At 44.5% G+C, this 22,623-nt stretch carries 16 protein-coding genes and 1 rRNA gene; 1 reads left to right on the top strand and 16 read right to left on the bottom strand.

Translation table 11 applies throughout. From position 1 onward, the window contains the following. The 14 genes from CS948_RS11485 to CS948_RS11420 form a co-directional block, all read right to left on the bottom strand. Positions 1–74: ribosomal RNA gene (locus CS948_RS11485) — 16S ribosomal RNA — on the bottom strand; the annotation flags it as partial. Positions 75–811: 737 nt separating this feature from the next. Then, entirely contained in the window at positions 812–1,219 is a 408-nt protein-coding gene (locus CS948_RS11480) for a LytTR family DNA-binding domain-containing protein (RefSeq protein WP_099291801.1), read from the bottom strand. Between the two features lie 293 nt (positions 1,220–1,512). Next, the gene (locus CS948_RS11475; RefSeq protein ID WP_141560938.1) at positions 1,513–2,025 is read right to left on the bottom strand and encodes a hypothetical protein; all 513 of its coding nucleotides are present in this window, start codon (positions 2,023–2,025) and stop codon (positions 1,513–1,515) included. A 7-nt stretch (positions 2,026–2,032) separates the two neighbouring features. Then, positions 2,033–2,650 carry a hypothetical protein gene (locus tag CS948_RS11470; RefSeq protein WP_141560937.1) on the bottom strand — a complete coding sequence of 206 codons (618 nt, stop codon included), beginning with the start codon at positions 2,648–2,650 and terminating at the stop codon, positions 2,033–2,035. Between the two features lie 15 nt (positions 2,651–2,665). Beyond that, the gene (locus CS948_RS11465; protein ID WP_176555027.1) at positions 2,666–4,312 is read right to left on the bottom strand and encodes a RagB/SusD family nutrient uptake outer membrane protein; all 1,647 of its coding nucleotides are present in this window, start codon (positions 4,310–4,312) and stop codon (positions 2,666–2,668) included. A 9-nt stretch (positions 4,313–4,321) separates the two neighbouring features. After that, positions 4,322–7,921, bottom strand: coding sequence for a SusC/RagA family TonB-linked outer membrane protein (locus tag CS948_RS11460; RefSeq protein ID WP_099291797.1), 3,600 nt, complete (start codon positions 7,919–7,921; stop codon positions 4,322–4,324). 63 nt (positions 7,922–7,984) lie between these two features. Continuing rightward, positions 7,985–9,145, bottom strand: a complete 1,161-nt coding sequence (locus CS948_RS11455) for a FecR family protein (protein ID WP_099291796.1) — start codon at positions 9,143–9,145, stop codon at positions 7,985–7,987. 18 nt (positions 9,146–9,163) lie between these two features. Then, positions 9,164–9,745, bottom strand: a complete 582-nt coding sequence (locus CS948_RS11450) for a sigma-70 family RNA polymerase sigma factor (protein ID WP_099291795.1) — start codon at positions 9,743–9,745, stop codon at positions 9,164–9,166. Between the two features lie 496 nt (positions 9,746–10,241). Next, the gene (locus tag CS948_RS11445; RefSeq protein WP_099291794.1) at positions 10,242–10,865 is read right to left on the bottom strand and encodes an AAA family ATPase; all 624 of its coding nucleotides are present in this window, start codon (positions 10,863–10,865) and stop codon (positions 10,242–10,244) included. 78 nt (positions 10,866–10,943) lie between these two features. Continuing rightward, positions 10,944–12,293: an MATE family efflux transporter gene (locus tag CS948_RS11440; protein WP_099291793.1), complete on the bottom strand. Its 1,350-nt coding sequence runs from the start codon at positions 12,291–12,293 to the stop codon at positions 10,944–10,946. Continuing rightward, entirely contained in the window at positions 12,286–14,142 is a 1,857-nt protein-coding gene (gene ispG / locus CS948_RS11435) for a (E)-4-hydroxy-3-methylbut-2-enyl-diphosphate synthase (protein ID WP_099291792.1), read from the bottom strand. The genes CS948_RS11440 and ispG overlap by 8 nt, the downstream gene beginning before the upstream one ends. A 74-nt stretch (positions 14,143–14,216) precedes the next feature. Next, positions 14,217–16,136, bottom strand: coding sequence for a long-chain fatty acid--CoA ligase (locus tag CS948_RS11430; protein WP_099291891.1), 1,920 nt, complete (start codon positions 16,134–16,136; stop codon positions 14,217–14,219). Between the two features lie 168 nt (positions 16,137–16,304). After that, entirely contained in the window at positions 16,305–17,102 is a 798-nt protein-coding gene (locus CS948_RS11425; protein WP_099291791.1) for a hypothetical protein, read from the bottom strand. Between the two features lie 1,019 nt (positions 17,103–18,121). Then, a complete protein-coding gene (locus tag CS948_RS11420; RefSeq protein WP_099291790.1) occupies positions 18,122–19,336 on the bottom strand; it encodes a dicarboxylate/amino acid:cation symporter in 1,215 nt (404 codons plus the stop codon). Positions 19,337–19,399: 63 nt separating this feature from the next. On the opposite strand from CS948_RS11420, the gene CS948_RS11415 reads away from it, so the two are divergent. Further along, on the top strand, positions 19,400–20,329 hold the full coding sequence (locus CS948_RS11415) for a DMT family transporter (protein ID WP_099291789.1): 930 nt from the start codon (positions 19,400–19,402) through the stop codon (positions 20,327–20,329). Here CS948_RS11415 and CS948_RS11410 read toward each other — a convergent pair. Both CS948_RS11410 and CS948_RS11405 read right to left on the bottom strand, forming a co-directional pair. Beyond that, a complete protein-coding gene (locus CS948_RS11410; protein WP_176555026.1) occupies positions 20,284–21,240 on the bottom strand; it encodes an energy transducer TonB in 957 nt (318 codons plus the stop codon). The two genes, CS948_RS11415 and CS948_RS11410, sit on opposite strands and share 46 nt — an antisense overlap. Before the next feature lie 39 nt (positions 21,241–21,279). Continuing rightward, the gene (locus CS948_RS11405; protein WP_176555025.1) at positions 21,280–22,482 is read right to left on the bottom strand and encodes an energy transducer TonB; all 1,203 of its coding nucleotides are present in this window, start codon (positions 22,480–22,482) and stop codon (positions 21,280–21,282) included. Positions 22,483–22,623 lie beyond the last annotated feature (141 nt).

Below are 22,623 nucleotides of genomic sequence, written 5' to 3'. Positions count from 1 at the left end.
CGCTGCCCCTCGACTTGCATGTGTTAAGCCTGTCGCTAGCGTTCATCCTGAGCCAGGATCAAACTCTTCATTGTAATAGTTAATTTCAGAAATTTTATTCCGGCAAGGGTCATGTGTTTCATGAATCCCGACATCTCGTCGGCTCGATTCACGCTCGCTACGTTGTTCATTTCAATATCTTAAAGAACTCTTCTTCTATCGTTTCCTATCGCCCCTCTATCCTGCCCTCCTGCCTTCATCGTGAAAGCGGCTGCAAAGGTAATGCTTATTTTTCAACCTCCAAATTTTTTCAAGCTTTTTTCAAAACTTTTTTCGGCGGTTTCTAAAACCTCTCGTTCCAGTATCTCGTTTAAGCTTCTCGCGTCGCCCGCCCTCTCTCTCGAAAGCGGGTGCAAAGATAAGCGAAGAAATTCCCTTTTTCCAAATTTTCTGACCACTATTTTTTAAGTTTTTTTACAAAACACTAGACATCAAAGCCTTGAAGAAACACACGAGTGGACATCTCTTGATTCTACACCATCTATCACACTCGGTTTTATAGTCATACCATATTCCCAACGAATACTCACTCTCTCACGTTTCCCCCTCGTGGCACTCTCGTTTCAAAGACCTTCGGGAAGGTTTTTGAAACGAGTTTGAAAGGAGTTTAAAAGGACTTTGTTCCCTGTCTTCTCCGGAATTACTCCCTGTCTTTACCGGGAATCTATCTCATCAATAAATTGACAAACAAAACACTACATCAAAATCGACAAACCTTCCACCGGAGCCCGCCGATAAACTTATCCACGAGACCGGTGAATATTAAATAAACCTACTCCTCGTCCCCCGTTCTCGGGTTCTCCCGGGAAGTATCCAATATATTAAAACAAGACAAAACGTTTGCCCGGTAATAATCACCCATCGGGATCCATCTATCCCGGGCACGCAAGGAATTGCCCGCCCACGTGTCGACATAACGCAGGTTCAATATAAAACCCCGATGCACACGAACAAGATAAGCGTCCGGCAGTTGCCGTTCCACGGCACCCAAACGACATACCACTGTAACACGGGATTTATCTTCAAAATAAAAATAACAATAATTACCCGATGCCTCGATACAGAGGATATCGGCATAAAAATATTTCTTGTAATACCCGTCTTGACGAATAAACAAGCCATCAGCCACCAGCGGTGACAAGCGTGAAGGTGCGATTACACCCGATAAATTTGTTTTCATTGACAATTAATTTTATGCCTCATGAAATATTTACCGACGGGCACGAGATTAACTTGTATACAGTGAATAATTGTCAAATCGACATTTATTACACGGGATGAAACGCCTTTTCCCTCCATTAATACAAAAATACGAAACAAGAGGGAGCCGATTTGTGTTCAACTCCCTCTTTATTCTCATCAAGATAATATTATCTCAATTCTTATTTTTGTTAATTTTCAACCTGTGAAACTTCTTATTCTTTGCGCATGTAACTATAAACCACTCACGCACGTTTTGATATTTTGCCAAATTCAATTCAACCAAGGTGTTTTATCATCCGTCACGATAACAGTAAATGCGTCTTCAACAACATCACTCCCTGATACATTCGCCACTCGAAAAGACAAGACATATTCACCAAGCGGTATTTTCGTGTACAAAGGTATCTCCAATCTTCCTTCTCCCACGATAACCAATTCTTCTTTCAACACCTCTGCATTCGCTTTTTCCCCCTTTACTTTTACACTTTCCAATGTCACGAGTAACGGACGAGCCCCTTCCACTGTTCCTCCATAAAATCCCAGTGAAACCCACGGCGCATTATTTTTTATCCTCGATTTATAAGGATAAGTAGGTGGATCCCAAGGTGCACTACCCGGTTTCATAGTTAATGTATCATCAAGTGTTAACCCAGATATTACAGTCATTGAATTCAACGGATACTCCATAGCAGAAACGTCCAAATAACTAACATCTTCATCATGACATCCAACCGCAATTCCCAATAATGTCATTAAAAAACCAATTACTAATATTTTTCTCATAACCATATCAATTTATATCAGTACCTATTTTATGTGAGTCATCCAAAGAATGTAGCATCCCGTTTTTCACTTTAATACCGGAAGAAGCGATATAGGCTTTTTGCCCATTATCTTTCATAACCAATTCCAAAGAGGTTATCATCACGTTAGGATTGTCTTGGAATGGTGTTTTAACAGAATAAAACCACACGGGATTATTCGCCGCCGCAACAAGATTCACGCCACCATCGCCGGTTTCTGACGTCTTCTCCGGAACATCTTCACGCTCATATACTTTATTAAAGACATAACGCAATATAACTTTTCTACACAATGCGGCATCAATTTCCTCCACTTCCCGGTATTCATGATCCCACATCCAACGTCTAATCGTATTATCTACCGGTCCTAGAAACATGATCTCTTTATAATCAGATTCTTCCCCATTAAACATCGATTTTAAGCCAGCTCTATCAACCATCTGTTTTACTAAAGACCAATTATAGGAATCTGTCTGGAAATATTCATACATTGTTTTTTCCTCGTGTGTTTTCGATAGCCCTGTATCAATAAATCCATAATCCGTTCCACAAGATGTAACGATAAAACCAAGCAAAACAATTGCTATACTATATATTCTTTTCATCAGCGTAACGTTTAATTAAAATTTCTTACTATACCAGTACTTGTTAGGCATCATTAACTTGTTATATTCCGAAGCATCCCTATCAATAGGCAAATACAATGCACCATCTTTCACCTCCTGCTCTGTCAAAATACGGAAATTAGCGGGCAATTCCGTTTTATAATATCCTTTATTTCGCATAATATCAAAGAAACGATGGTTCTCGTAGATTAACTCTCTTTCTCTCTCTTGGAATATAGCGTATTGTAACCCCTTGGCATCATTTGCTGCCGGATACGCATCTGCTTTTGCACGTGACCGGATACGATTCAAATCCGCGATTGCCTCGTCCGTTTTTCCCAAGAAATTTCGTACCTCAGCTCTTAAAAGAAGAATATCGGAATAACGCCATAATATTTTATTACAATCCATATTCACGTATTTTTCCGGTTGATTCGGATCATCTGTATATATAAATTCTTTATTAAACTTTTTCACGTATGCTCGATTAACAGCCACCTCCGGTAATCCCCCTACAACCTGCGTCATAACCCATCCCGGGAAAGGTTCATACACCTCAATACGAGCCGGTTCATCCGGCCAGGTAAAGGTTGCCTCCGGATCATAATGTTCTACATCAAAATAAGCAACCTTCCGTTCATCCGCAGTATTCTCTCCGTACAAATCGTTTATTAATTTACAGCTAACACTAATATCAATCCGATCTCCTTCATAAGAACCATACTTATAAGGATACCCCCATGCACTCGCACCCACGTAAAAATCTTCTCCCGGCATAGTTTGTGTATATTTCGTGTTGAATTCCAACTCTAAAATAGCCTCTTCTCCATAACGAGAATTCAACGTATTTTTCTGCAAATTCTCTATTGTTGAAGCTAAGTTGACATACCCTGCTAATTCTCCATTCGCATCAACAAGCATCGAAGCGTATTTCTCCGAAGCTTCCCAATACTCTTTCGACTTGTCTAGAGTAATTCCTTCTTCCACTGCAGCTCTCCACGCGTAAAGGTGTGCTAATAAAGCTGCCGCACTCTCTTTATTACCATATTGCCGATTGTCCATTTGCGTTCCATCAGCATATTTCAAATCCCGATATCTTGGCAAATACTGAAAGGCCCGTAACGCATTGCGAGTTGCTTCTTCCAACAAATCGTGATTGGAACTCTTTGCCACTTGCGGAGCTTCATAATCATTATTTACAACAACCGGAGCTTCCCCCCAACAACGAGCAAGGTCAAAATAACACATCCCTTTCAAAAAAGCGGCTTGCCCCCAAAAATAGTTTTTAGCCTCTTCGGTCCAATTTGATTTCACGTTATATTCCACGATATTGGCATACCCGATAGTAGCATAATGTCCTCCCCAATATCCCGTATTCATCATCTCGTTATCCCACAAATGCGCTTTAGCATCCACGTAACTAGCAGGCCCCCCGAAACCCGCTACCGCTCCATTACAATACGCCCCGGCTTTTTCTTGTATTTTCAATTTTGTAAATGTCCCTTGAAAACAAGCCTGAGCATTGGAAAGTACGGCTTCCATCTCTTCCGGTGTTTCCATGGCATTCGTGTAGGTTACTGCATTTTCCGGTGTCAAATCGATAAAACTATCGCAACCGGTAAAGCTTGCCACACACAATCCTAATATTATTAATTTTTTCATCATATCCTATTAAAAGTTTACAGTTAAACCTAAAGTTAACTTACGAGCCAACGGATAAGCCCGATAATTATCAATACCGGTAAATATACTCACGACTTCTGGGTCCTCACCGGAATAACCCGTGATAGTAAATAGATTCTCCCCGGTAAAGAATACCCGAACATTATCCAATTTTATCTTTCGACACCACTCTCTCGGCACGTTATAACCAATAGTTAATTGCTTCAACTTCACGTAATTTACCGTTTCCACCTGACTAGACAAAACCCCTCCTATCAGACTAAATTGTAACATCGTCGCATCAAAATAGGATAATTGCGGATAAATCCCTTTTATCGCAGCATCTCCCGGTTTTTCCCAGAAACGTACATCATCAAGATCTACGTAAAGATTTGAACCGCCAATAACCTCTTTCGGGTCCATTGAATCAGAACGATACATACAAGCAATCTTTCTTCCGAACGAGTAATTCAACAACACGTTTAAATCCCAATTCTTCCAACGTACCTCATGAGCCCAGCCACCATATATTTTCGGCAATGTTTGTCCCATATTACGTTTATCCCGATAGTCGGCAATTCCGTCTCCGTTCATATCAACCACTTCCTTCATTCCAACGCCGAAAGGATATTTATTATCTGCCAAATACATCGTGTATTTTTCACCATTAGGCGTATAGTATGTCGGAATCTCCGATTCATGTTCATAGACTTTCCCATGCACGAATGCCCACAAATTATATAACGGTTTACCTAACATATGGTGAGGAATCCCGTTCGTTAATCCCACGTCTTTACCATCAAAAGTCTTTTTCAAACGATTCCAGTTACGGGAAGCATTAAAACGTGTTCTCCAACTCCAGTTTTCTCCACGAATAATATCCCCGACCACTTCAATCTCAAGTCCCTCGTTGGAAATATCATTAGCATTCACCCATCGATTTTCATACAAATAAATCGTTTTGGGGATCTTGGAATTAGCAATCACTCCCGTGGACCAACGATAATAATAATCTATTTTAAATTTTAACCTATAATCGAAGAAATCCATATCTAAGCCGAAATCGTATTGATCATGTTTCACCCATTTCAACTCACGATTAATCATCCCTCCGTTCTTCAGCGCATTATCATCTATATTCATCAACGGACGCCCAAGAAATTCTCCTCCGGGAATCATCAAACCATGCGCCCGATAGGCGTCAGGAAATATTTCTCCCGATTTCCCATACGATACTCTAAATTTTCCATAACTCAGCCACCATGCCCAATCCAAGAATTTTTCCTCTGAAAAGGCCCAACCTAAAGCTACTGCAGGAAAATTCGCATATTTATTTTTATCACCAAAAACCGAAGAACCATCCTGACGGAATGTAAACTCTGTCAAATAACGTTGCTTATAGTTATAAGCAACACGCGCAAACCAACTCACCATTGAAGTTTCTTCGAAATCAGACCGAGCGTGTTGAAGTATTTTATCTCCATCGCCAACCGTCATATTAGCCGCCGGTAACTCAGGAAATCCCTCGTAGATGTAATGAATTTTATCACTTGCACCACCTCTTCCTTGTCCAAAATTAAAATTCCCCGTGTTTTTCTGGAAAGAAAGCCCCGCTAACAAATCAATATTATGAGATTCATTAAATGATCTTTTATAACTAAGTAAATTTTCATTCAACACGGACAGACGTCTTTCTATTTCAGATTTAGAAGTGTTCAATCCATACTTATCTAATTTCCTCGGTAAAAATAAATTCAATGTGGCAAGACTAAAGCTGGCCGAGCCATTCAAACTCAAACGTAAACCGGGAAGAATATCATAATTTAAAACAAGCGAAGCCTTCAAATCAAACGATTCGTTCTTCTCCGATTGCTCGTTGATCGTTTCCAACAACTTTTCTTCTATCCAACCACCACCCGGCAGAAATGATGATGTTTTTGTCGGATCCACCGGCATCTTTTCAATCTTTTGAGCAGATTTCATTCCTCCGGTTGCATCTCCTCGTTGTCGAGACATATAAGTCAAAGAAATCCGAGAATCTACCAAGAAATTTCTCACCGGTTGAACATTCAAGTTCGTCAAAAGATTTACACGGGTAAAATCACTACCATACCCGATCCCTTTTTCATCGTAAACTCCCGCACCTATCAAATATTGTGTTCTAGCGCTTCCTCCACTTGCTTGAATATTCGCATTTAAGACTTTTCCGGTTCGAAACGCATACTTAAACCAGTTTGTGGCATTATTATAAAACGGATTCAAACTATCTTGTATTACACTAAATACAGGATTTTGTCCTTCTTGAATTCCTACTAAAGATTTATGCCAAAAACCGTCGTACACTGCCCCATAACTATAAAGGCCATAGGCTTCCTGCAAATTGTGCGGAAATTTATAAATCCCGGTTACAGGATCCTGATAAGGCCTCGTCTGGTTTCTCAACGCCGTTAACGCATAATCTCGTACTGCACGTCCCGCTGTTTGCTCAGGAGTCGAAGGCAATTGAGACCAAGAATAGGACACATTCGCTGAAAATTTAGCTTCCCCTTCACGCCCTTTTTTCGTGGTAATCAGAATAACCCCTCGACCTGCTCGAGAACCATAGATTGCGGCAGAGGCTGCGTCTTTCAAAACTTCAATAGATTCAATGGTAGCCGGGTCAATAGCGGAAAGAGTATTCGTACCCGTTACCGGCGAGGTAAATCCCTGCATAGGAATACCATCCACCACGTACAAAGGTTCCCCGTAATCACCCAACGAAAGTGAATTTTGGTCTATCAATGAATTATAACCGCGAATAGCAACAATAGCCCCACCCCCACCGGGAGCTCCGGACATATTCGTGATTTCTACTCCCGCCATACGTCCTTGAAGAAGAGACTCCAAACTGGAAGAGGGTATTTCCTTTATTTCATCCCCTTTCACGCTGGAAACCGAACCGATCATCTCTCTCTTTTTACGTTCACCATACGCAACAACCGTCACTTCATCCAACCCTGCCACATCTTCTTCCATCTTAACAACCAGCTCTTTACCAGATTCAAAATTCACCTTTTTTGTTTTAAAACCGATAAAAGACAAAGAAAGAACTCCTTTCTCCACCGGAATCACTGCATTGAATGCCCCTTGGTTATCTGACACAAAACCAACTTTAGTACCATCCAACATAATTGTCACTCCAGGCAAAGGTTGTCCCTTCATATCAACAACCTTACCTTTTACACGGAATTCATTCATTGACACCGTCCTATTTTTTATAATGACATGGTTTTCCACGACATTAAAATCAAAACGGGTCTTTTCCAAACATTTGGTGAGAACTTGTTCCAATGTAGCGTCCTTGAAAGATTCGGTAATCTTCACGGTTTCATTTTTCACGTTCTCACTGTTGTACGTGAAGGTATAGTCGCTGTTTTTCCCTAAATAATCCAGCACTTCCGTCAACGAAGCGTCCTTAAAATTCACCGTGAACTTCGGGACGGCTTGCGCCACGGTTATTCCCACGTTTCCTATGACAAGCAAAGACAATAACGCAAGGAATTGTCTTAAAAACCTGTCATTCCTAAAAATCCGCTCTTTTAAAGAGCAATGAATCGGTTTTTTTTTCATAGATTTGTGTTTTTAACTTGAAATTTAAGTATGAGATAGGCAAAGAGATACGAGGCTCTTTGTCTATTTTCCTTTTATGATAATAATGTCATTTATCTTTATAAACCGGAAATCACCCGTTCCCTCCAATACCCGCAACACGCTGTCCACATCCGGATATCTCTTTACCATGGTCGTGTATAAAACATTCCCGACTTTCGGGTCCTCGAAACGGAACGTGTAGCCGTACCACTCGCCCAGCACATCCATGATCTCTCGCAATGGTGTTTCTTTAAAGGCAAACAGGTTATTCATCCAACCCGTGGAATATCTTACATCGACTTCACGCACCCTGATGTCCCCGTACTTTGTCAGAAAAGCCTGTTCTCCCGGACGAAGTTCCACGCTATCCCGTTTCCCGTTTTTCATTCGCACATGGCCTTCCACCAATGTAGTCACGCACGATACATCATAAGCGTTCACGTTAAAACTTGTTCCCAGCACGTTAATCACGGCAGAAGCCGTGTTCACAATAAAAGGATGGACATCATCTTTCACCACTTCAAAGAATGCCTCCCCTTTCAAGTACACGATTCGTTTATTCCCGACAAATGCATTCGGGTATCTTAATTCACTCCCGGCATTCAACCACACGTGGCTACCGTCATATAGCGTTACTTTTATATTTCCTTGCTTAGAAGTCGTCAGCACGTTATATTCAATTTCCTGCATTTGGACAAGTTGTGATTCGTCGGTCGTTTCCTCTACCGGAAAAACAAATTTGCTCTCTCTCGTGTTTACAGCCAATTGTTTCACAGAATCTTCCGGGTAAACAACCTTTCCCCCGGTCGTCACCAAAGTCGCAAAAGGTTCCATTCGCCCTTTGGAAACAGAAGAAAGCGGAATCGCTCTTGTCGGTTCTTTTTCTTCTGCGCTCCAAAGAAACAATACCGCCACCACCAGTACCGCGGCAGTAATCCCCGAAAAATATCTCATCATCCGCACATGTTTCCTGCGCCTTATCCTGTCATTTATTTTTTTGAAAGGCGCTTCCGTGTCCACGTTATTCATATCCGCTATTCCCTCGTAAAGAATATCCGCCTCCCGAAGTTCCATAAACAACTCCCGGTTCCTCGATTCCAAGCACCAAGCCTCCAACAACTCTTTCTCGTCAACGGTGATTTCTCCCCGCAGAGATCTGTAAAGTAAATCACTTATCTCTATATCCTTCCTTATTTTTTTCATAGATATACCTTTTACCTGCTAACAAAAACATATGGTCAACAATACTATTAACATGAAAACGCATTGGTTGTAATCCGACAAATGGATTCTCAAATCCTTATACGCTTGCTTTTTATGAGTTTTAACCGTGTTTATACTCAATCCCAATTCTTCTGAAATCTCATCATAACTATATCCCTCCAATCGTAATAAAATAACATCCCGCTTCACCCCTCCCAACCTGTTCACCTCATCCAGTATCCGGGCTTTCAATTCCTGCTTTATTATCAAATGGTCAATGTCAACCTCATCCACGAAAACATCTTTCAATTCCTGCATTCCTCGCTCCACCCTATAATCCCGGATATAATTCAGCGTCTTGTTTTTCAAACAACTATACAAGTAAGATTTAAACGCGAGCAAATCCGGGAAACAATATGCTTTTTCCCACATGTACAGAAAAGCCTCTTGAGTGATGTCAGCACTAACGACCTCGTCCTGAAGCAACTTCAACGTAAAAGTGTAGGCACGAGGATAAAACATATTGAAAACAGCCTTGAAAATCTGGGCGTCTTTCAGGTCTATTTCCGATGTTTCAATGTGAATTCTTTCTGTTGCCATTTTTCAATTATTAGCACTTTTCCCCTAAAGCACCAAAAAGACGTTTTAGGGGTGAGGAAAATTCGAACTTTTTTCAGAAAAAATTAATTTAAGAAAAAGATCAAGAAAGCGCATAGTTATTATTTATTTTGAATTATACAAATCGTATAATTCAAAACATATAATCTAACATATTACCGGATAATAATTTGATTTCTGCTAATAATTTTATACATTTACAATATTCATTCAGAAGTAAAAAAAGAAATCACATTCTCCCTATTCAAAAAATTTCTCGGTAGAGGAATTGGAACAAGCTGAAAAAGAATTCGCGCTCAAGGAACAGGCTGATAAGCTATATTACTTCCGCTTCACCTTTATATTTTTAGGCTCTATACTCTTGCTTGCCCTCTTAGCATTTTGGATATTTAAATAAAACGTTTATATGATTTTAGATTTATGATTTACGATTTAAGATTACTCCCAATCCTAAATCGTAAATCCGAAATCATAAATCTTAAATTGTTTCCTCATTCAGCGCTCTCTTCACGAACTGTTCGATAAAATCAACCGTTCCCTCCACCCCCAGCAGGGAAGAATCCACCGACAGATGATAGGACGCGGCAACACCCCACTCTTTATCCGAATAAAAGTTGTAATAATTAGGACGTGTCTTATCCATCTTGCGCACCAGCTCGCGGGCCTCCTGTTCCGGGATATGCTGGCGATTCATCACGGTTTTCACCCGTTCTTCCATATCGGCATGGATAAATATGTTGATACATCTTTTGTTGTCCCGCAAAATATAGTCGGCACAACGCCCCACGATGACACAGGAGTGTTCATTCGCCACTTTCCGGATTACATCCGATTGTATCTGAAAAAGTTTATCGTTCGAAAGGAAATCATTGTACTGGAACGGCCCGAACGTAAACCCGGCAGCAAAAGCCTGCAAGAGATTCCCCGAATTTTTCTCGTCCGCCTTTTCAAAAAATTCCTGACAAAGTCCGCTCTCTTTGGAAGCCAACGCGATCAACTCCTTATCGTAGAAAGCAATATTAAATCGCTTCGCCAAGGCGTGCCCTATTTCCTTGCCGCAACTACCGAACTGACGTCCGACGGTAATAACAAAATTCTCCATAAGTCTATCTTTAAGCTATTTCTTCTACAAAACTACCGTTTTTTTCCCAAACCTGTCGTCCATTATGTACAAATTTATTTACACATTCAGATGTTTTAATTGCCACCTCAACATCAACGCCGCCACAACCGTCGCGATGGCGTCCGCCACGGGCATACTCATCCAGACTCCTACCGTGCCGAAGAAATTCGGGAAAATCAACAGTGAAGGGATCAAGAACAGCAATTGCCGGGTCAACGACAAGAAGATCGCTTTCTTCGCCATCCCTATGGACTGGAAGAAACTCGACGTCACCATCTGGAAGCCGACCACGGGGAAAAATATCAACACGATACGCAACCCTTCCACCGCGATACGAGTCAAATCCGCGTCCGACGTGAAAAGATAGATAATCGGCCGCGGGAACAACTGCCCCGCCAAAAAACCGATAGTCGTCACCGCCACCCCGCAAAAGACAGTGTATTTCAATACCTGTTTCAGTCGATCAAATTGCCGAGCCCCGAAATTATAACCCGCGATAGGCTGCATCCCTTGATTGAATCCCATCACGATCATCAAAAACAAAAAGACCACCCGGTTCACGATACCGTAAGCCCCGATAGCCAAATCTCCCCCGTGAGCTTTCAGGCTCTTGTTAATCAGAATAACCACGAAACAGGCACACAGGTTCATCAGGAACGGCGATAACCCGATAGCCAACATTCCCCCGACAATATGCCGTTTCAACCCGAATATGCCTCGTTGGAAATGCAGGAAACTCTTTTTATCGAAGAAGTGATGCAACTGCCAACTCAAAGATATCACCTGAGCCGCGATCGTCGCCAACGCCGCCCCTCTTATTCCCCACTCGAACACGAGAATAAACAACGCGTCCAACACGCAATTCACTATCACCGCCATCAGCGTCGCCGTCATCGCCTTCTTCGGGTAGCCCGACGCCCTCAGTACCTCATTCAGCCCCATGTAAATATGGGTAACCAGATTACCTCCCAGAATCACCTCCATGTATTCCCGGGCATACGGCAAGGTATCGGGACTCGCCCCGAAAAACAATAATATCGGGTCAAGAAACACCAGAGCCACCGTCATGAACACCAACCCGATAATAGCATTCATCAAAACCACGTTGCCCAACACTTGATTGGCGCTCTCCTTATCTCTCTGCCCCAGCTTGATAGCCACCAGTGTCGAGGCACCCACCCCCACCAGCGAACCGAACGCCGCCGCCAGATTCATCAACGGGAAAGTGATAGCCAATCCCGCGATAGCCAACGGTCCCACGCCATGCCCGATAAATATACTGTCCACCATGTTGTACAACGAAGATGCCGTCATGGCAATAATAGCGGGAATCGCGTATTGCATCAGCAACTTCCCGATTTTCTCCGTTCCCAGTACAAGTGGAGCGCTGTCCTTTACATCAGTCATTCCAATCTCCGCTTTCTATAATTAATTGTTTTAACGCTTCAATAGCTTCTCCTTCCGGCACACCCACGCGCACCATCGCTTTCCCGCGGAACAGGTTCACCTTCCCGTTCCCGGCACCCACGTAACCGTAATCGGCATCACCCATCTCCCCGGGCCCGTTGACAATACATCCCATCACGGCTATTTTCAAACGGCTCAAGTGCCCGAAAGCCTCCTTCACCCGTGCCACCGACTCCTGCAAATTATATAATGTCCGTCCGCATCCCGGGCAACTGATAAATTCCGTTTTATAACGGCGCACTCCCGCCGATTGCAAAATATCCCGGCTCAACTGCACGCCATAGAACGCGTCCGGCACCCCGGTGCAAGACAACCACAACCCGTATCCCAATCGATCCAAGAATAAACCTCCCAAATTCGCCGCCGCCAACAAACGAAGCGTCGATACATCTTTCTCTTTCGATATCAAGCGAATAATCACCCGGTTTTCAATACCTAAACGTTCAAGCCCCCCCAAGTAAACACGGTACACCGCAACAGAAGCCACATCCAAGGTAAGCACCACGACAGCCGACTTATTCTCCTTCAATTTTCTCGCCAAATCGGCATTCATGAACTTCCCGTTACGCACCTCCACGAAAATACCATCTCCCTCCACGGGACGCGAAAGGCGAAGAAACTCCTTGTCACTGATTAACGCTGCCGCCTTACGGTTATAAACATGCGCCACATCTATCATCTCGAAAGGCACGACCACGGTCACCGAATCCGGCAATTTTGTCAATTCCGGTCCCAGTGCCTCGGTATAAATAATCTCCGGGGCGCGTACTCCCCCTCGCAACATATCGCCGTACACCGGATCATTCACCGCTGCCACGTGAAAATCCAATTTCTCCATCACCGCTTCGTCTATGCAATCCACCTTGGATATATCCGCGACAAGCACCGGGCGCGAATAACACCCGTCTAACTTAACAGGTTCCACACCCACGTCAACGCGACTACATAATATACTCAAAGCTAATGCCTCGGGAATTTCCCGTTCCGGTTCCTCCGTCAGTGAAACCCGGATAGTATCGCCCAATCCCTCGTTCAAGAGAGTACCGATACCTACTGCCGAGCGAATCCTCCCGTCTTCCCCCTCTCCCGCTTCCGTCACTCCCAAGTGCAACGGGTAATCCATCCCCTCTTTTTCCATCTGCCGCACCAGCAAACGCACCGCCTCCACCATCACGCGGCAATCGCTGGACTTCAAGGAGATCACCACGTTATCAAACTCTTCGTCACGACACACGCGCAAGTACTCCATCGTCGCCTCCACCATTCCGGCAGGCGTATTCCCGTAGCGACTCATAATCCGGTCAGACAGGGAGCCGTGATTCGTACCGATTCGCACCGCCGTGCCGTGTTCCCGGCACACGTCCAGAAACGCCGTGAACTTCTCCCGCAACCGCCGCAACTCCTCCCCGTATTCCTCGTCCGTGTAAACCAACGTCTGGAACGTGGCGCGCTTGTCGACGAAATTACCGGGATTGATACGTACCTTCTCCACGTGTTTCGCCGCCTCCATCGCTGCCTCCGGGTTGAAATGTATATCAGCCGAAAGCGGTGTAGTGTACCCCCTCCGGCGCAATTCCGCGTGTATATTGGCTAAATTTTTCGCTTCCTTTACCCCGGGAGCCGTGATACGCACCAGTTCACCTCCCGCGTCAATAATCCGTATCGCCTGCTCCACGCAAGCCTCCGTGTCCATCGTGTCCGTGTTCAACATAGACTGCACGCGCACCGGATACTCCGACCCGATATAAATATCACCGACTTTTACTTGTTTTGTTTTCCGACGACCCATGTTTTAATTTTAGATTTTAAATTTTAGATTTTAGATTCCCATCACGCTACATCCTAAATTTTAAATTCTAAACTCTAAATTTTATTCATTATTCTTTTCAGATTCTGAAGGTTATGCCTATTCGCCATATCCTTCCCTTCCGGGGTGTAAAGATAGTCGATTTCTTCTTTAAAATGATCATAAACCCGAGTTCTTACCACTTTCATCGTGGAATTTATCATCCCGTTCTGCTCTGTCAACGGTTCGGGCAGGATAGCAACCACCGCGGGCAACCACCTTTCCGGGAACAAATTAGCATAGCGCCCGCCAACCCGGTAAGCCATCAATTCTTCCTGCAACTTCTTTATCATCAAACGATAGGCATCCGGGGAATCCGGTTCCATGTTCCGCTTCCCGACATATTCCCGCAAGGCGGCTTTATTCGGCACGATCAACCCCGCCGTGTAAGGCGATTGATTGTTATACAATATACAATAATCTATGTACCCAGATTGCTCGGCTATCGTTTCCTCGATACCCTCCGGACTATATTTCTCCCCGTCATTCGCGATCAGCAATGACTTGAACCGCCCCAGCACGTACAGCCAACCCGCCTCGTCCAGATATCCCAGATCACCCGTGTGCAACCAGTCATCGACAATCGTTTCGGCAGTGTTTTTCCCGTTACGCCAATATCCTTCCATCACGTTTCCACCCCGGATCCATAACTCCCCTTTCTGCCCGTGAGGTAACGGCTTCCCGTCCTCGTCGCAAATCAGGATATCCATCGGTTTTACCACCGTTCCGGACGAACCGAAACGGTAGCGCCCGGGCGTGTTGGAACTAATCACCGGGGATGCCTCCGACAACCCGTAGCCTTGAAACATCGGCACGCCCAATGCCGCGTAATAACGTTGCAACTCGATATCCAACAAGGCACCGCCCCCAACAAAGAAGCGCAAATTTCTCCCGAACACCTGTTTCCTGATTTTCGAGAACAACACCGCGTCCCACAATTTCACCAGAGGTTTCAACAAGCATCTCCATCCCTTGCCCCGGTCGTCCCCGAAACCGTTGTATTTACAAGCGAGCCTTAATCCCGCCCGGTATAAACGTTCCGTGAAACGTCCCCGCGCCCGTATGCCCGCTTCTATATTTTTACGGAAATTCTTTGCCAATGCCGGAACGCTCAACAATATATGAGGTTGCACCTCTTGCAGGTTCACGGGAATATTGCGCAAATACTCCATTCCCGATTGCCCGTAATCCACCGACGCGACCGAAGCCCCGTTATACATGAACGAGTAAAGTCCCACCGTGTGGGCAAAACTATGATCCCACGGCAGGAACAGCAACACTTTATAATAGTCCGGTATCCGGATAAGCGAATCCGATTGCAACACGTTAGTCACGTAATTCCGGTGCGAGAGCATGATACCTTTCGGCTCGGCAGTCGTCCCCGACGTGTAAGAGATATTCACGAGGTCACGTTCGTCGATAGCCTTCACCCTTTCGTCCAGTTCGTTCCGGTGTCCCGCCAACCATTCCTCTCCCTTCCGCTGCAATTCCTCGAAACCGATATAACGCCCCTCGTTCACCGCGGAATCCAACACGATAATCTTCTCCACGCCTTGTACCCGGTCTTCAATCCCTTTCACCCGGTTCAGAAAATTCGACGAAACAACCAGAAACCTCGCTTGCGAATGTTCGATCCGGAACACAATCTCCCCATCCGTCAACTTGATTGACAACGGCACGTTCACACCCCCGGCATACAACATCCCCAGCTCCGAATAAGCCCATTTATTGCACCCCTCGCTCAACAACGCCACCCTCTCGCCACGCTCCAACCCCAACATACACAATGCCCCGGCGAAGTTCATCACCTCCCGTTTCACCCCCGTGTACGTCGTCGCCTTATATTCCCCGTCCTTCTTCTCCCATAAATAAGGTCTGTCGGGAAACATTTCACAACTTCTCTCGAATAAGTCTATAATCGTCTTCATATCTTTCATCATACCCACAAAGCTAACAAAGAATTTCCATTCTTACGAACAAAACGCTTCATTCGTTGTCATAAGTTACCATAAGGCAATGCCTGCAACCACAATTCCATGAAACGATCGTACACGCGATAGCCCTTATCGGATTTAAAAACGTATTCTTTATCCATCAAAATAGGATTACTCTGTCCTGCCACCCATCCCGGCATCCCGTAATATTCTTTCCGTCTTCTTCTCCATGTAACAATTCGTGATATGCCAACGATGCTCGTCAAGCCAATACCTGTCCGCTTCGCGAGTTCCGGGATTCAAACCGTAATCTATACAGCCGAAATCCACCAAGCAAGTGACATCCCGGAACAACCGGTTCAATTCTTTCGCCGACAAATCATTGTAACAACACTTCACGGTATGAATCTTTTCCGCTCTTTCGGCAACCCGCAATTTTTTCAACCTGTTGAAACGGCAGGCGAGCGTGTGCAACTTGAAACAACGGGACAAATTCAATTCCGTCAAGTAATTGCAATCACATTCCAACCCCATCAAACCGGGGCAACCCGACAAATCCAGTCGACGCAAATTGTTACAAGAACATTTAAGGTAATACAAACGCGGGCTATCGCCAAGGTACAATTGCCTCAGACCGCAATCTATACAAAAAAAATGACCTAAATGGACACAATCCCGAATCCTGACACTTGTCACGGGGATATGCTCGATAATGAATTCCGATAACCGCGTGGCGGAAACGGTCACCGTGACCACGCGATTAACCCCGCGGTACGAGTGTTCACAATAGGGTCTTTTAGGTGTCCGCCAGTAATCCGAATCCTCGACACCCGGCTTGGGTGTGGCATAACGCTCACTGCTTCCGTCACCCCAATCCACGGTACACTCGTCCGCGTACACGTAAAATCTTATTTCCTTGGTTTTTCGCGTGTTGACGACTATCTCGATTTTTTCTTCTTGTTGTTCCATACTTCATTATTTAAGTTAGTAAAAACGGGAGAGGGCAAAACGTCATACCCTTCTCCCTTTACGCGGGTGGTAGTCGCGTATGGCTCCCGCGTTCCTGTATTCTAAGCTTGTCAAGGTATTCACCTACCGGTTATTCCCCTCTCTCGTTTTCCAAAACAAGGAAAGGGGAGGAGCTAACTTTCCCCTTTCCGGGCACGGGCTTAAATAGCTGGTTGCAAACATTGTAAGTTCAATTTAAAACCCGCACAAAAAAACTTTTCTAATTTGTCTACTTTGTTGAAAAATAACCCGATACTAAAATCATCCGGTTATCCAGTATTTATATTTCAGCCGAAGTCCTCAAAAAATAAACTCCAGACTGAACAAGTCAACCCGGAGCCGTAGGATAACGGCAGGGGCTAGCTTAATTCATGGGAGTCGCAATTACTGTCATCATGAAAAAAGCAACCCCACGCCGTTATAATATATATCCATCAAGAATATACAAACATAACGACATGAGTGTTGCAATCCCATCTTTCAATAACATTTCTGTTAAAAGTTTGCGACTCCTGAAAAATGGACATTATAACCTCAACATCGTAAACAGGACATCATCGGCGGCTCTCCGCACAGTCCATAACACAAAGGTAGAAAAAATTTTAATTCTTTCACAACTCTCCGCACTAAATTATATTCCTGTATACGCGTGAACAGCCCTATACCCCACATAAAGAAGTTGTTTCCAACATTGAAATCACGGTAAAGAATAGTGCGTCTATCTTCACACGACCTGCCAATTAACCGAAATTAACAAGGAGAGGATAGTACTGAAAAAAGTACCATTATAGAATCAGAGTTATACTTTCTATATATCAACTCCCATTCATCTCCTATTCAACTCCCATTCAACTCCTATTATAAAGGTAAAAAAATAGTATTTTAATAGGAAATAAATTGGAATTGATTTATAGCTAGTACTTAGTAAAAATATCTATTATATTAATTACTATCCTATCTCGTACAGGTAATAGAGAGAATTACTCGATTACCGCTACCTCTTCCAGTTCTTTGCGCGTGCCGACGTGCTTACTGTTCCGGTTGATACGATCCATGATCACGGCGATAGCACCATCACCCGTCACGTTACAAGCCGTACCGAAGCTATCCATGGCAATATACAACGCGATCATCAACCCCTGTGCCGTTTCATCGAAACCGAGCATGGACTGCAACAATCCCAGTGCCGCCATAATAGCTCCTCCCGGTACCCCGGGAGCGGCAACCATAGCGATACCCAGCATAAAGATAAAGCCCGCCATCAACCCGAAAGAAACCGGCATACCTGACATCAGCATGATCGCCATGGCACATGCCACGATCTTCATCGTACTACCCGAAAGATGTATCGTCGCGCAGAGCGGTATCACGAACGCCGCCAGTTCCCGGTTCACGCCGTTTTTAATCGACTGTTCCAATGTAACGGGAATCGTGGCAGCCGAGGATTGTGTTCCTAATGCCGTCATGTAAGCCGGAAGCATATTACGGAACAAGCGGAACGGGTTTTTCTTCGATACGAACCCGGCAATAAAGAACTGTATAAACAACAGTACAATGGTCAGGAAGAATATGACCACGATAATTTTCACGAACACGCCCAGCACGCCGGACACCTGACCGGAGCCGGAAATATTCAAAAATATACCGAAGATATACAAGGGCAACAAGGGAATAATCACGGTGACAATCACTTTGTTGATAATATCCTTGAAATCTTCCATTGCCCCTTTCAGGGTTGCGCCGTTAATCACGGACATTCCCAAGCCAAGAGTAAATGCCAGAACCAGAGAACTCATCACGTCCATCAACGGCGGCATCATCACCGTGAAATAGGGAGCCAGCGGCACCGCCGCGGAGGCTTCTATCGGTTGCAATTCTCCGGCATCACCGAGCAACCACGGGTAACTCAGATCACAGGCAAAATAAGTGAAGAAGCCGGAGAAAAGGGTAAAACCGTATGCCAGCAAAGCCGTGATCAACAACAAACGCCCGGCACCCTTACCGAGATCCGCTATACCCGGGGCAACCAATCCCAAGATCAACAAGGGGATGATGAATCCCAAGAAATTACTGAACAGACCATTTATGGTCAAAAATATCCTTACCAACCAATCGGGAAAGAAAAATCCGCATACTATACCCAGAATAATCGCCACGATAATTTTAGGCAATAGCCCCACTTTTATTTTTTTCATACACTCACTGTTTATATTACAAAAATAAGCTACTTTCGTATGACAATATAGATACATCAGCCTATGACAAAAGATAAATGGCACGGACACATCGCTATCTTCTCTGCTAACATTCTCTTCGGATTGAATATTCCGATCGCCAAAACCTTAATGCCGGAATGGATCGACCCCATCGGGCTCACGTTCCTACGCATGTCATTCGGTGCCCTCGCTTTTTGGATCACCTCTTTGTTTGTCTTAAACGAAAAAGTAAGTAAAAAAGATTTATTAATTCTGTTTTTTTGTGCCATTTTAGGCACAACCATGAATCAATTCACTTTCATTAAAGGACTTGGCATGACATCGCCAATCGACGCGGGACTGATCGTGACGATGAATCTCATGATGGTGATGTTGATTTCAGCCTTAATCTTGAAAGAACCGATCACCGCGAAAAAAGCGAGCGGAGTACTTATCGGGGCTTGCGGGGCGGTGCTGATCATCTGGCACTCTTACGCGGTAGGGACTTCGGGTGGTTCCGGCAGCTCGATGACGGGTAATTTACTTTGTTTTATCAGCGTGATCTGTTACGCCACGTATCTAGTTATATCCAAACCTATCGCGCAACGTTACAGTCCCGTGACGTTGATGAAATGGATGTTTCTTTTTTCCACGATTCTCATGTTCCCGTTCAGCATACAGGAAGTGGTAGAAGCAAAACTATTCTCCCCCGACACGACATTCAGCGCTTTGGCAAGCGTGTTTTACGTGGTATTCGCTGCGACATTCCTCGCCTATCTCTTTATCCCGATCGCGTTGAAACGCATCCGCCCGACAACAATCAGCATGTACAATTACGCCCAACCCCTCGTTGCCGCCACACTGGCAATCCTTATGGGACAAGACCGCCTCACGTGGGATAAGCCCGTGGCTGCCGTGCTGGTTTTTACCGGGGTGTATCTCGTGACTCAAAGTAAGTCGCGGGCGGACATAGAGAGAGCATCAGGCAAATGAGGGGGTGAGGATAACCGAAAACTGATCGGCGCCGTGTAGGTTGTCCGGAAACTGCGCTTTTTGATCGGACACCAAGCGGGGATGTATTTCGGGAAGCATCTTACTACCCGCTTCGCTTCTTGCTCCAAAAAGGGATTGCATCCTTTTACCACCTTCACGTCTGTGATAGAACCGTCGGTTTCAATCACGAAACTGACAAAAACCTTCCCTTGGGCATTTATTTTTATTGCCTCAGGGGGATACTTTACATTTTGAGAAATCCATGCCATCACGTTTCCTTGGGCAAATACCGGCATCTGTACGTAAAAACAATCTTTCAGCATCTCCTCGTCTGCTACCTGCCCATAAGACAAAGTGTAGGGCATTACATTCTTCAAGAAATGCCGACGACGGTCGTTCTCGTTCATGAATTCCCGCATTTTTGCCTCTTGTAGAATTTTCAAGTGAGCAAATTTCGGGTAAGCCACCAGATAATTATAAATAAAATTCTTCGGACCAAGTTCCTTCATCAACTTCAATTTTTCACTATTAAAATAATAGCATACCGCTTCCAAATCATCAACACGGGTATTCGTCAACTTTGCGGTAATCATTAATCTCCTTGCATGGTCATAGGACTCCTGCCTGATATGTACCCGAAGTTGCTCCACCATCGCGGCATACGCCCGCTTGTCGTTCCCGTACTCTTTTTTCATTGCCTTGATTCGTTCCTGCAAATACTTCATTCCCTCGTCATTCGGGATTTCGGATACCGGGACACGGGTTTCCCGTTCCAACATCTTGCAATAGTTTTCGTACGAGAGCGAATCTTTGACCGAAGCGGAAACTTCCGCGACCGATACTCCCGTGAACCAACAAGTGAATAACAGGAATAGCCCTGTTTTCCACTCTCTTTTTATCACAAACGCCATAAATAACATATATTGATTAAACTTCTTCTACCTAATCATCTATTGCATTCTGAAATTAACAGGAGCTACCGAACGAAGCGCCACTCTACGCTTGTGCAGAAGGCAATAAGGGGGCACCGGGAATGTGATACTTTTGAGAGCTCTTACCGCTTCTTTGTCCAAAACGGGGTCCGCACTACGCAGAATTTCCACCGCGGATACTTTCCCGTCTATTCCTACGGTATAGCTCAACCAGACTTTCCCTTGAATATTCCTTTCCTGCGCGACAATAGGATATATCAGCGTTTTTGCTAACACGTGATTCAAATCCCTATACGCGGTCAGAGGCGAGAGTATATGGAAGATACAACCACACGAACACGAATCGCCGACAACTTCTTCCTGTGCCTGTATTCTAGGACTAATTTCTCGCGTGAAATACAGACGATGTTCCCGCTCGTTCATGCAATCCTTCAACCGTACCTCTTCCTGCATCCGCAGATGCCGGATACGGGGGGAGAGAGCGGCGTATCGTTTTATGAAATTCTCCTTTCCAATCCCTTCAACCAATGCTAATTCCTGTCCGATAATCTGTTCAAATACTGCCGCCAGAACTTTTATGTTAGCACTTTTGAAATTATAACATTCAAGTAACCCTGCCGCACGAGTGGTGACCGCATTCTTTTTCTTTCGTAAATCTTCTCGATAATACAAATAGGCTTCCGCGTCCGTACGGAATCGGACTCGCTCTCTATCCATCAGAATTTGAAGTATTTCCTGATCTTGTTCTTCAGCCACTTCATCCAGCGGAATCCCGGCTTCCCGATTTAACATTGCCACGTAATCCTCGTAAGAGTGAACTCCCGCCATCGGTTGTTCTATTTTGAAAAGCAAAGGAAAGGTCATGTAAAAACGCACCGCCTTACCGCCAATCTTTGCCGGGCTCCATTTCGGCATTGCCCCGATAACCCGCGTTGCCTCCATGTCCAAAGAGGGATGGGCACCTCGTAACACCTTGATCCCCGAAATACTCCCGTCCGGCTCTATCACGAATGCCATAATCACCCGTCCGGCAATCTCGTTATCCCACGCCTCTTGAGGGTAGCGGATGTTTTCACCCAACCATGTTTCCAATTCACCTTCGAATCGCGGAGCTTCATCCGCCACGAGATACACGGTCGTGTCCCGTTCTACTGTTCCAGAAAAGATTACACTCGCTTTCAAACCGGAAATACCTGCTCCCCCATATATACAGAAAAGCATTGTGATTAAACTATTTATCAAACAACGGGTAGTAGTCATAGTATTTTCATTAAAGTTACACACGCTTAAAATTGTTGATAAATATATAAATAAAAAACAAAAAAGCAAAGAGCCTTTCTCAAAAATCTCTTTGCCTTTTCA

Origin of the sequence: Butyricimonas sp. Marseille-P3923 (genome assembly GCF_900184685.1) — a bacterium.
GTDB lineage: Bacteria > Bacteroidota > Bacteroidia > Bacteroidales > Marinifilaceae > Butyricimonas > Butyricimonas muris.
This window is presented reverse-complemented; position numbering and strand designations above follow the sequence as displayed.

Coding starts and splice junctions, on each gene's coding strand:
- CS948_RS11480 (WP_099291801.1), bottom strand. CDS start 1,219: ATGAAAACAAATTTATCGGGTGTAATCGCACCTTCACGCTTGTCACCG.
- CS948_RS11475 (WP_141560938.1), bottom strand. CDS start 2,025: ATGAGAAAAATATTAGTAATTGGTTTTTTAATGACATTATTGGGAATT.
- CS948_RS11470 (WP_141560937.1), bottom strand. CDS start 2,650: ATGAAAAGAATATATAGTATAGCAATTGTTTTGCTTGGTTTTATCGTT.
- CS948_RS11465 (WP_176555027.1), bottom strand. CDS start 4,312: ATGAAAAAATTAATAATATTAGGATTGTGTGTGGCAAGCTTTACCGGT.
- CS948_RS11460 (WP_099291797.1), bottom strand. CDS start 7,921: ATGAAAAAAAAACCGATTCATTGCTCTTTAAAAGAGCGGATTTTTAGG.
- CS948_RS11455 (WP_099291796.1), bottom strand. CDS start 9,145: ATGAAAAAAATAAGGAAGGATATAGAGATAAGTGATTTACTTTACAGA.
- CS948_RS11450 (WP_099291795.1), bottom strand. CDS start 9,745: ATGGCAACAGAAAGAATTCACATTGAAACATCGGAAATAGACCTGAAA.
- CS948_RS11445 (WP_099291794.1), bottom strand. CDS start 10,865: ATGGAGAATTTTGTTATTACCGTCGGACGTCAGTTCGGTAGTTGCGGC.
- CS948_RS11440 (WP_099291793.1), bottom strand. CDS start 12,293: ATGACTGATGTAAAGGACAGCGCTCCACTTGTACTGGGAACGGAGAAA.
- ispG (WP_099291792.1), bottom strand. CDS start 14,142: ATGGGTCGTCGGAAAACAAAACAAGTAAAAGTCGGTGATATTTATATC.
- CS948_RS11430 (WP_099291891.1), bottom strand. CDS start 16,136: ATGAAAGATATGAAGACGATTATAGACTTATTCGAGAGAAGTTGTGAA.
- CS948_RS11425 (WP_099291791.1), bottom strand. CDS start 17,102: ATGGAACAACAAGAAGAAAAAATCGAGATAGTCGTCAACACGCGAAAA.
- CS948_RS11420 (WP_099291790.1), bottom strand. CDS start 19,336: ATGAAAAAAATAAAAGTGGGGCTATTGCCTAAAATTATCGTGGCGATT.
- CS948_RS11415 (WP_099291789.1), top strand. CDS start 19,400: ATGACAAAAGATAAATGGCACGGACACATCGCTATCTTCTCTGCTAAC.
- CS948_RS11410 (WP_176555026.1), bottom strand. CDS start 21,240: ATGGCGTTTGTGATAAAAAGAGAGTGGAAAACAGGGCTATTCCTGTTA.
- CS948_RS11405 (WP_176555025.1), bottom strand. CDS start 22,482: ATGCTTTTCTGTATATATGGGGGAGCAGGTATTTCCGGTTTGAAAGCG.